At 59.5% G+C, this 9,350-nt stretch carries 11 protein-coding genes and 1 pseudogene; 3 read left to right on the forward strand and 9 right to left on the reverse strand.

From position 1 onward, the window contains the following. Positions 1–240: 240 nt before the first annotated feature. Together D7X94_RS06795 and D7X94_RS06800 are read left to right on the forward strand one after the other, a co-directional pair. Positions 241–1,419, forward strand: coding sequence for an MFS transporter (locus D7X94_RS06795; protein WP_243111217.1), 1,179 nt, complete (start codon positions 241–243; stop codon positions 1,417–1,419). 112 nt (positions 1,420–1,531) lie between these two features. Further along, a pseudogene (locus D7X94_RS06800) lies at positions 1,532–1,798 on the forward strand (YbjQ family protein). A gap of 288 nt (positions 1,799–2,086) precedes the next feature. On the opposite strand, the gene D7X94_RS06810 reads toward D7X94_RS06800, so the two are convergent. The 5 genes from D7X94_RS06810 to D7X94_RS06830 all read right to left on the reverse strand — a co-directional run bounded on the left by D7X94_RS06810 (position 2,087) and on the right by D7X94_RS06830 (position 4,758). After that, positions 2,087–2,722 carry a hypothetical protein gene (locus tag D7X94_RS06810; protein WP_120426972.1) on the reverse strand — a complete coding sequence of 212 codons (636 nt, stop codon included), beginning with the start codon at positions 2,720–2,722 and terminating at the stop codon, positions 2,087–2,089. Positions 2,723–2,725: 3 nt separating this feature from the next. Next, complete coding sequence (leuD, locus tag D7X94_RS06815; RefSeq protein ID WP_120426973.1) at positions 2,726–3,208, reverse strand: 3-isopropylmalate dehydratase small subunit; 483 nt, start codon at positions 3,206–3,208, stop codon at positions 2,726–2,728. Between the two features lie 108 nt (positions 3,209–3,316). Then, entirely contained in the window at positions 3,317–3,790 is a 474-nt protein-coding gene (locus tag D7X94_RS06820) for a cupin domain-containing protein (RefSeq protein ID WP_120426974.1), read from the reverse strand. Between the two features lie 20 nt (positions 3,791–3,810). Next, positions 3,811–4,029: a 4-oxalocrotonate tautomerase DmpI gene (gene dmpI, locus D7X94_RS06825; protein ID WP_120426975.1), complete on the reverse strand. Its 219-nt coding sequence runs from the start codon at positions 4,027–4,029 to the stop codon at positions 3,811–3,813. 3 nt (positions 4,030–4,032) lie between these two features. Further along, positions 4,033–4,758, reverse strand: coding sequence for a DUF3788 domain-containing protein (locus D7X94_RS06830; protein ID WP_158590927.1), 726 nt, complete (start codon positions 4,756–4,758; stop codon positions 4,033–4,035). Positions 4,759–4,958: 200 nt separating this feature from the next. On the opposite strand from D7X94_RS06830, the gene D7X94_RS18375 reads away from it, so the two are divergent. After that, positions 4,959–5,135: a hypothetical protein gene (locus D7X94_RS18375; protein WP_158590928.1), complete on the forward strand. Its 177-nt coding sequence runs from the start codon at positions 4,959–4,961 to the stop codon at positions 5,133–5,135. Here D7X94_RS18375 and D7X94_RS06840 read toward each other — a convergent pair. From D7X94_RS06840 to D7X94_RS06855, 4 genes are all read right to left on the reverse strand, one after another. Further along, on the reverse strand, positions 5,132–5,689 hold the full coding sequence (locus D7X94_RS06840; RefSeq protein ID WP_120426977.1) for a GNAT family N-acetyltransferase: 558 nt from the start codon (positions 5,687–5,689) through the stop codon (positions 5,132–5,134). The two genes, D7X94_RS18375 and D7X94_RS06840, sit on opposite strands and share 4 nt — an antisense overlap. Further along, on the reverse strand, positions 5,689–6,948 hold the full coding sequence (gene leuC / locus D7X94_RS06845) for a 3-isopropylmalate dehydratase large subunit (RefSeq protein WP_120426978.1): 1,260 nt from the start codon (positions 6,946–6,948) through the stop codon (positions 5,689–5,691). Before leuC ends, D7X94_RS06840 begins: the two co-directional genes overlap by 1 nt. 68 nt (positions 6,949–7,016) lie before the next feature. Beyond that, positions 7,017–7,778 carry a hypothetical protein gene (locus D7X94_RS06850; RefSeq protein WP_120426979.1) on the reverse strand — a complete coding sequence of 254 codons (762 nt, stop codon included), beginning with the start codon at positions 7,776–7,778 and terminating at the stop codon, positions 7,017–7,019. Between the two features lie 187 nt (positions 7,779–7,965). Beyond that, entirely contained in the window at positions 7,966–9,339 is a 1,374-nt protein-coding gene (locus D7X94_RS06855; protein ID WP_120426980.1) for a TrpB-like pyridoxal phosphate-dependent enzyme, read from the reverse strand. Positions 9,340–9,350: the final 11 nt, after the last annotated feature.

Consider the following 9,350-nt stretch of genomic DNA (forward strand, 5'->3'; position numbering starts at 1 on the left):
CACCACCTTTTGAAAAAGGTGGACGAAAACTTTACCCTGGTTAGCTGATTGCGCCATAGCTAACCACATTGCGCGGTCCAAGACTTGGCGAAGCCAAGTCTGCCGCGCCCGGAGGCCTCCATTCACTCCACAAAAAAGCACTTCCGTGCGCTCCCACCTTTGTGCACTCCGCCAGCCTTGACTTTCCCCACGCCTTTTGCTATAATCAGACAACTTGCAATATTTTTAGGAGGGATTCCCTTGCGCGAACCCATCTCATATCGCAGCACCCGTATGGCGTGCTACCGGGGGTACATAGTCCAGGGTGTGGTAAACAACCTCAGCCCCCTCTTTTTCGTGATCTTCCAGAAGGAGTTCGGCATCTCCTACGCCATGATCTCCTCTTTGATCCTCTTCAACTTCGTCACCCAGATCTGCGTGGATGTGCTCTGCGTCCGTTTTGTGGACCGTATCGGCTACCGGGCCGCCACGGTGTCCGCCCATATCTGCTGCACGGCGGGGCTGGTGCTCCTGGGCGTTCTCCCCCGAGTGATGCCCACGCCGTTCCTGGGCCTTGCCATCGCCACCATCATCACGGCGATGGGGGGCGGCATCATCGAGGTGGCCGTCAGCCCCATCATCGACTCCCTGCCCAGCGAGGCCAAGGACGCCAAGATGAGCCTGCTCCACTCCTTCTACTGCTGGGGCCAGGTGGCCGTGGTTCTCCTCACCACCCTGGCCGTGCGCCTGCTGGGCGAGGAGCTCTGGTGGACGCTGCCCCTGCTCTGGGCGGCGCTGCCCTTTTTGAACACCTTCTCCTTCGCCCGGGTGCCCCTGCGGCCCACCGTCTCCCAGGAGGAGAAGATCCCCCTGGGCCGGCTGGTTAGGTCTCGGCTCTTTGTGCTCTCCATGGTGCTCATGCTCTGCGCTGGGGCCTCCGAGCTAGCCATGAGCCAGTGGAGCTCCCTCTTCGCCGAGCAGGCCCTGGGGATGGAGAAGCTGTGGGGGGACCTGCTGGGGCCCTGCCTCTTCGCGGTGTTCATGGGGATCGGGCGGACCATCTACGGGGTCTTTGGGGCCCGGATGAATCTGTACCGCTCCCTGCTCTCCACCGCCGTGCTCTGTGTGCTCTGCTACATGGGGGCGGCCCTGTTGCGGGTCCCCATGCTCTCCCTGCTGTGTTGCGCCCTGTGCGGCTTCTCCATCAGCCTGATGTGGCCAGGGGTACTCAGTTCCACGGCGGGAGCCTATCCTAAGGGTGGCGCGGCCATGTTCGGCCTGCTGGCCGTGTGCGGGGACATCGGCTGCTCCTCCGGCCCGGCTCTGGCGGGGATGGTGAGCGAATTCGCCGGCCTGCGGGCAGGAATGCTCAGCGCGGCGGTATTTCCACTGGTCATGGTGGCCTGCCTGCTGGTCCGGATGGCCCGGAAAAAGTCTTGACAAACTCTCCCATTCCTCTTTATAATATATAGAAATATACGACAAAACGAAAGAAAGGGGAATCAATATGCTGGTTGTCAACACAGAGCATATTCCCGGCCAGGACTATTAGGTGCTTGGAATTGTCATGGGCAGTACTATCCAGTCGAAAAACATTGGCCACGATATCGGCCAGAGCTTCAAAACCTTGGTAGGCGGCGAGCTGAAGTCCTACACCCAGATGATGGACGACGCCCGGAATATCGCTATTCAGCGCTTGGTGAATTAGGCGGGGGCCATGGGTGCGGATGCCGTTGTCTGTCTGCGGTTTGCCACCTCCGCGATTATGTCTGGCGCGGCGGAGGTGATGGCTTACGGTACAGCCGTTAAGTTTATCTGAGGGCTGCGGCATGGCGGAATTGACTTCTCTGAGGAACATTGACACGGAGATGGCCAAAAAGCTGGCCTCTGAGGGGATCGATTCCCCCGTCTGGAGGCTCTGGGGTCTCGGGAGGCTTTTGCCCGGCTGAAGGCTGTCTACCCTCAGGTCTGCCTGGTGCATCTGTATGCCCTGGAGGGAACTGTCGGATTTCAACACCCTTCCGGAGGCCGTGAAGCGGGACCTGAAAGTGTTTTGCGACTCCCTGAAATAGCCCCCCCCCCCCGGCTCCGCCGGGGGATTATTATTTCAATAAGTTCCCATAAGAAGCTCCATCAGATGCACGGCCTTGCCGCCCGCCGTCTCCATGCCCAGCTTGCAGCGGTTACAGTAGCAGAGCACAGGCAGGCCCCCATGCTTTTCCAGCTGTTCGGCAAAAATCCGCCTCTGCTCCTCCTCCGGGAACTGATAGAGCTCCTGGCCGGGCCGGGCTTTTACCAGAGCTGCGGCCTCTGGACGTTCAGGCTCAAAATGCAGGTTTCCACAGTAATTGGCACGCTCATGGCTCTCGGGGATCTCCTGCCAGTCGATCTCCATTTTGCACAACAGGTTTCGCACCGCTTGGTGGATCTCCGGATGCTCTCGGTCCCGCCAGCAGTCCTGTACGCTCACCATCAGCCCATGATAATCAGGTAGGGCAAGGCATTCCTCCCGGTCCAGCCAGACGAACAGATTCTCCGGCTCCAACTCAGGAAACCGTTTTTCCAGAGTTTCCCGGCATGCTTGGCAAAAGTACAGGGCCCGACTTCCTGTCGGATATTTCCTTTTTTCCGTGCGGCAGCATCCTGCCACAGGCATGGCCTCTTTTATCCAATCCCGCAGCTTCTTGGCGGCCTGGGGGCTGGCCTTGGTGAAATTGCAGCTGGGGAAATAGACGGTTTCCATGGCTCAGCCCTTGATGGACTCCAGTAGCCCGCCGCTTTTGATGATGTTCTGCAAAAACTCCGGATAGGGCTGGGCCTGATAGGCCTTGCCGGTGGTCTCGTCGGTGATGAGGCCGCTGTCAAAATCCACGACTACCACATCCCCAGGCTGGATTTCCTCCGCAGCCTCCGGGCATTCCAGAATGGGAAAGCCGATGTTGATGGAGTTGCGGTAAAAGATGCGGGCAAAGGTCTTGGCGATCACACAGGAAGCCCCGCTGGCTTTCAGGGCGATGGGCGCGTGCTCCCGGGAGGAGCCGCAGCCGAAGTTTTTGCCGGCCACCACCACGTCCCCAGGCCTCACGTTCTTCACATAATTCTTGTCGATGTCCTCCATGCAGTGGGCCGCAAGCTCCGCGTGGGAGGCGGTATTCAGATACCGGGCGGGGATGATCACGTCGGTGTTCACGTCGTCTCCATATTTATGCACTGTCCCTTTGGCGTTCATAATGCTTTTCTCCTTTATCAGTAAATTCTAATTCCATTTTCTGCAGCTGGTTTAAAAGAGGCTTTTATCTCTTTTTAATTTAAATTGTGCTAACGATATGTGCTTTGCCTACTCCCCCTCATAGTAGTCCACGGCGTCTCCTTCTAGAAATACCTTGTTCACGTCCCGGCCCCAAACTCCAATTTTGCCTGAATCCGGGTAGATCGCCGCGTCCAGGTCGTTCTGGGTGTCGAAGTCCACATAGACTAGAGGCTCGTCCCCCGTGTTGGTGAGCTTGTGGGCTCCGCCTGGCTCTGCTGGGAAAAAGAGTAAATCCCCAGTTTTTATCTCCCGTTCCCCCTCCGGGGTCCGCAGCAGTCCTTTCCCATTGACGATGAAGAAGGTTTCCTCGTTTTTCAAGTGGTAGTGGTAGGGATACGCGGCCTTGCCCGGAGGCACCTCGTACACGCTGACCACGCACTGCCTTCCCTGGCCCAGGCTCACGAATTTCCTGCGGCAGTACTCGTACTCACCCGGGCCAATTCTGTGCCGGGCCTCCAGTTGGTCCCAGCTCTCGTGTAGGACTTTTTTGATTGCTTCCATTGGCTCCTCCCGTCGGGCTCTTATTCTCCACTCGCGCCTCGGGCGGCATACTCCGCCTTGAGCTCTCCGATATTTCTGCCGCCGATGCCGAAGTTCTCATCGGGCAGCTCTTTTATGGTGACAGTAAAAAACTCCGTGGGAATATGGGTGACCTCTGCCGCCACAGCGGTGAGCCGCTCAATCAGTGCCGCCTTCTGCGCGCCGTCCAGGTTCCCGCATTCTATGGAAATATATGGCATAACTTACCTCTCCTCATACTGATAGGGCACATAGGGGAGAATCCCCCAGGTGATCTCCGCCGCGTCATGGCTCTCGGTGTGGATCATAGACAGATGGTCCGAGGTGGCAGCCCGGATGCAGGGGTGTTCCGGACAGTCCCTACACTGGACAAGACCCCGTTCCGCCGCGCAGGCCTTGGCGGGGCAGGGGGCGTCCTTGCAGTAGCAGGTGCTGCTTTTGCAGCCGCCGCAACGCATGGACCAGTCGGTGATCCCATACATCCGGGTAAGGGGCGGGATCATCTCCTGCCGCCGGGCCTCGTCCTGGCCTATGTAATGCACGCACAGATCGCAGCGCTGGCCGCACTGGCCGTACACCGCGCCCTCCTTGGAAAAGGGCTTGCGGTTGGGCTTTTTCTTTATCAAAATGAGCTCTTTCAGCTCCTCCAGCTGTTCCAGCGTGGTCACGGGGAACATCATCCACTTGCCATCGTGATAGGTTTTTGCGCCGTCGTAAATTCCCGTCACCAAGGGGGAAAACTCTTCCCGCCGGGCCTCAAAGGCCTCCCGCTCCTTTTTGCCGAAGATGAGCAGAAAGTCGAACCTGTTCTCTCTGACGTAGACCGTGAGAATGGTCCGCTTCCCCTGCCGGAATTTCAGCTCGTCCTTGCCGTTCCCTACCTCATTCAGGCAGTATTTGCCCCGCATGAACGTCATCGTCTCGTGGCTGACCTGCTCTAAAGGTGTCATAGTTCCTCCATTCTGATCTCCGAGTGATAATATTGCTCCTGAAAGTGGGTCAACCTCTGGATTTCTTCCTCTGGAAAAGCTCATCCCCTCGGGGGCCAGAACCCACTTCTCCTCCACGTCGTCGAACTGGTGGATGACGGCGATCAACCAGCGGCACGAACAAACGTACCAACTTCGCGGAGTTTTGCGAAGCAAAACTCATGACACATGACGAAGCTCAGCTATCTCATTTTGCCATTCCCGGCGTCATGTGCTTGTTCCTCCCCGTCCGGGGCCAGGAGGCGGCCCGGCACATAGCCGTAATTCACGGGGTAAATCAGATCCGGGTGCTTGGGGTGGACAGTCCCAATGGGCCGATCCATTTTGATGGCGACTAGGTCCCCCAGCCTGGGGGGGGATGCGCCGCCAGATACTCCTCCCGCAGCAGGGAGAAAACGGCGTCGTCAAAGTATTTGTCCTGGAAGGTCCGCATGGCCCGGCGCAGGGTCCCTTCCCGGGTAAAGCCCAGCTTTTCCAGCAGGGCGATGGAGGCGCTGTTTTCCACAAAGGCCCGGGCGCTGACCGCCTCCATTCCCTCCCGGAGAAACAGATACCTCAGCAGCCCGTCCAGGGCCTCAAGCATATAGCCCTTGCGGGTGTGCGCTTCCCCCAGGTAGTAGTCCAGGGAGACGGACTTTACACGGAAGCGCAGAGCATCCTCCTCCAGCCCGATATGACCCAGCACCAGCCCGTCCTCCTTCCGGACGATGGAGAACTGCTTCTCCGGCTCGTGCAGGAGTATCCTCTCCAGCTCCTCCACAGTGGGAAGCTTCCCCAGGCAGTTGTATTGCCGCACATGCTCCTGGGCTAGATACCCCCGGATGGCAGGGGCGTCGGCACGTTCCGGCGGCCGAAGCAGCAGCCGCCTGGTCTCAATTCTCGCGGCATTCATCACAGTTTGGCCGGATCCGTCAGATACCCGGTGATGGCGCTGGCGGCAGCCACGGCGGGGCTTGCCAGCACCACCTCGGACTCCACATGGCCCATGCGGCCCACAAAGTTCCGGTTGGTGGTGGAAACCGCCCGCTCGCCCTCGGCCAGGATGCCCATATAGCCGCCAAGGCAGGGCCCGCAGGTGGGGGTGCTGAACACCGCCCCGGCCTCGATGAAGATCTCCGCCAGACCCTCCCGGATGCACTGGAGGTACACCTCCTGGGTGGCGGGGATCACGATGCAGCGCACGCCCTTGGCAACCTTCTTCCCCTTGAGGATCTGGGCGGCGATGCGCATGTCGCTGATGCGGCCGTTGGTGCAGGAGCCGATGACGCTCTGGTCGATCCTCACGTCGCTGACCTCCTCGATCTTCCGGGTGTTCTCCGGCAGATGGGGCATGGAAACCGTGGGCCGCAGGGCAGAGAGATCGATGGTGACGGTGCGCTCATAGACCGCCTCCGGGTCCGGCTCGTAGATTTTCACCTCGCCCTGGTAGCGGTCCTTGCAATAGGCCAGGGTTTTCTCGTCCACAGGGAAGATGCCGTTTTTCGCGCCGGCCTCAATGGCCATGTTGGCGATGGTGAACCGGTCGTCCATGCTGAGGGCGGAGACGCCCTCACCGGTAAATTCCAAAGACTGGTACAGCGCTCCATCCACGCCGATTTCCCCAATCAGATGCAGCACCACGTCCTTACCGCACACAAAGCCCGTGGGCTTGCCGATGAGTTCCACCTTGATGGCAGAGGGCACCTTGAACCAGAGCTTGCCGGTAATCATGGCAGCAGCCATATCCGTGGAGCCCACGCCGGTGGAGAAGGCCCCCAAAGCCCCATAGGTGCAGGTATGGGAATCCGCGCCTACAATGGCCCCACCGGGGCCCACCAAGCCTTTTTCCGGCAAGAGGGCGTGCTCGATGCCCATCTGACCCACGTCAAAGAAGTTGGTGATGTTGTACTTATCCGCGAACTGCCGGGTCTGCTTGCATTGTTGGGCGGCTTTGATGTCTTTGTTGGGGGCAAAGTGATCCAGCACCAGGGCGATCTTATCCTTGTGGAACACGCCCGTGGCCCCGCACTTTTCGAACTCGTTGATGGCCACCGGGGAGGTGATGTCGTTGCCCAGGACCATGTCCAGGTTTGCCTCGATGAGCTGCCCCGACTCTACGGAGTCCAGCCCCGCGTGGGCCGCCAGAATTTTTTGGGTCATAGTCATTGCCATTTTTGTTCCCTCCTGTAATAAAAGCTAATTATTCCCATCCGGTCCGGTAGGGCCGGAATATAAGGCGTTTACGGCGATTCTGGAAGCTCGCCACGGTAGAGCCTGTCCAGCAGGTCCACGCTGTCCTGATAGTAAGCCATGACCTTTTCGTCTTTGGCAAAGCCGCTGCCCTCCGCCGTCCGGATGGAAATCCGCAGGCGGCCGCACAGCTCCGCCACAATCTCCGGGGTCCACTGGCTCAGCATGTCGCCGCCCTCGGCGGTGAATCCCTCCAGCCCCTTAAAGTCCTCCCAGGGACGCATGGCGTTCTCGAAGTCCTTGGCTTCTTCAGGCATGGCAGAGCCGTTGTTATATTGAAAGAAGCCGCCCAAACTGCTTTCCATGGTCTGGAAAGCGTCCTCGTCATGAATGAAGATCATGGAGGTGTTCATGGCCGCGTCCCCGGCAAAACGGGTATAGGCCGCCTGGATCGCCTGGTAATCTGCCGCGCTGTTCGTGCCGCCCATCACATAGTTATCCATCCGGACCAGCACTTCTCCGTCGCCGTTGCGGTCGCCGGCATATTGGGCCACCCGCTCCTCCATGGCCTCCAGCACTTCCTCCGGCAGTTTATAGGACGTGAGCACCCCGATGGTGTAGTCCGGCCGCTCCCGGGTCACTACCGTATAGACCAGGCTGGCTGCCACACCCAGCAGCAGCAGGATCACCAGCACATGGACTTTGTGATAGTGCCACCAATTTTTCCGTTTATCCCTGGCGGTTTTCAGCTCAATGACTCCGGTGTGGATGGTATCCTCTCCGGCGCCTACCAGATATCGTTCTCTAGCCATAGGGCAGAGCACCTCCGTTTTCAATCATATTTTTCTGATTATACCCCATTTCGGGGGATTCCGCAAGACTTCCTCTCAAAAGGGGAGGCGAAAAAATAAAAGTTTACAAACGGGAAAAGGACGGGCAAAAAGCAGCCGCCTTTCACCTGTCCTTTTTCGCGATTCCATCAGCCTGCTCTTTGAGTGCTCAGTCCACCGTGGGCAGCTTGGAGAGAGACTTCTGGATCTCCTCGTCCGTGGGGATATAGTTGCCCATCTCGCCCTTGTGGAACTTCTCGTAGGCCACCAGATCAAAATAGCCGGTGCCCGTCAGACCGAAGAGGATGGTCTTTTCCTCGCCCGTCTCCTTGCAGCGCAGGGCCTCGTTCACCGCCGCCAGAATGGCGTGGCTGCTCTCCGGGGCGGGCAGAATGCCCTCGATCCGGGCAAAATCCTCCGCCGCCTGGAACACGTCGGTCTGCTTCACGGAGATAGCCTCCATCAGGCCGTCGGCGTAGAGCTGGCTCAGCACGGAGCTCATGCCGTGGAACCGCAGCCCGCCCGCATGGTCCGCGCTGGGGATGAAACCACTGCCCAGGGTGTACATCTTGGCCAGAGGGCACACCATGCCCGTGTCGCAGAAGTCATACCGGTACTCGCCCCGGGTGAAGCTGGGGCAGCTGGCGGGCTCCACGGCGATAAAGCGGTAGTCCGCCTCGCCCCGGAGCTTCTCGCCCATGAAGGGGGAGATCAGCCCGCCCAGGTTGCTGCCGCCCCCCGCGCAGCCGATGATCACGTCGGGCTTCACGCCATATTTGTCCAGAGCGGCTTTGGCCTCCAGGCCAATCACCGACTGGTGGAGCAGCACCTGGTTCAGCACAGAGCCCAGCACATACCGATAGCCGGACGTGGACGTGGCCACCTCCACCGCCTCGCTGATGGCGCAGCCCAGAGACCCGCTGGTGCCCGGGAACTCCTGGAGGATCTTTCGGCCCACGGCGGTGTTCTCGGAGGGGGAGGGGGTCACGTCCGCGCCGTAGACCTTCATCACCTCCCGGCGGAAGGGCTTCTGCTCGTAGGAGCACTTCACCATGTAGACCTTGCAGTCCAGGCCCAGATAGGCGCAGGCCATGGAGAGCGCCGTGCCCCACTGGCCCGCCCCGGTCTCTGTGGTCACGCCCTTAAGGCCCTGCTCCTTGGCGTAGTAGGCCTGGGCGATGGCGGAGTTCAGCTTGTGGGAGCCGGAGGTGTTGTTGCCCTCGAACTTGTAGTAGATCTTGGCGGGGGTCTGGAGCTTCTCCTCCAGGCAGTAGGCCCGCACCAGAGGGGAGGGCCGGTACATCTTGTAGAAATCCCGGATCTCCGTGGGAATCTCGAAATAGGCGGTGTCGTTGTCCAGCTCCTGCTTCACCAGCTCCTCACAGAACACGCCGGAGAGCTCCCCGGCGGTCATGGGCTGGAGGGTGCCGGGGTTCAGCAGGGGGGCGGGCTTGTTCTTCATATCCGCCCGCAGGTTGTACCATGCCCTGGGCATCTCGCTTTCTTCCAGATAGATTTTGTAGGGGATTTTGTTTTCGCTCATGATTCTCCATC

It is taken from the genome of Acutalibacter sp. 1XD8-33 (assembly GCF_003612555.1).
Lineage (GTDB): Bacteria > Bacillota > Clostridia > Oscillospirales > Acutalibacteraceae > Acutalibacter.

Bases quoted from the DNA above. Each gene is read 5' to 3' on its own strand.
- D7X94_RS06810 (WP_120426972.1), bottom strand. From the start codon at position 2,722: ATGGAAACCGTCTATTTCCCCAGCTGCAATTTCACCAAGGCCAGCCCC.
- leuD (WP_120426973.1), bottom strand. From the start codon at position 3,208: ATGAACGCCAAAGGGACAGTGCATAAATATGGAGACGACGTGAACACC.
- D7X94_RS06820 (WP_120426974.1), bottom strand. From the start codon at position 3,790: ATGGAAGCAATCAAAAAAGTCCTACACGAGAGCTGGGACCAACTGGAG.
- dmpI (WP_120426975.1), bottom strand. From the start codon at position 4,029: ATGCCATATATTTCCATAGAATGCGGGAACCTGGACGGCGCGCAGAAG.
- D7X94_RS06830 (WP_158590927.1), bottom strand. From the start codon at position 4,758: ATGACACCTTTAGAGCAGGTCAGCCACGAGACGATGACGTTCATGCGG.
- D7X94_RS18375 (WP_158590928.1), top strand. From the start codon at position 4,959: ATGACACATGACGAAGCTCAGCTATCTCATTTTGCCATTCCCGGCGTC.
- D7X94_RS06840 (WP_120426977.1), bottom strand. From the start codon at position 5,689: ATGAATGCCGCGAGAATTGAGACCAGGCGGCTGCTGCTTCGGCCGCCG.
- leuC (WP_120426978.1), bottom strand. From the start codon at position 6,948: ATGGCAATGACTATGACCCAAAAAATTCTGGCGGCCCACGCGGGGCTG.
- D7X94_RS06850 (WP_120426979.1), bottom strand. From the start codon at position 7,778: ATGGCTAGAGAACGATATCTGGTAGGCGCCGGAGAGGATACCATCCAC.
- D7X94_RS06855 (WP_120426980.1), bottom strand. From the start codon at position 9,339: ATGAGCGAAAACAAAATCCCCTACAAAATCTATCTGGAAGAAAGCGAG.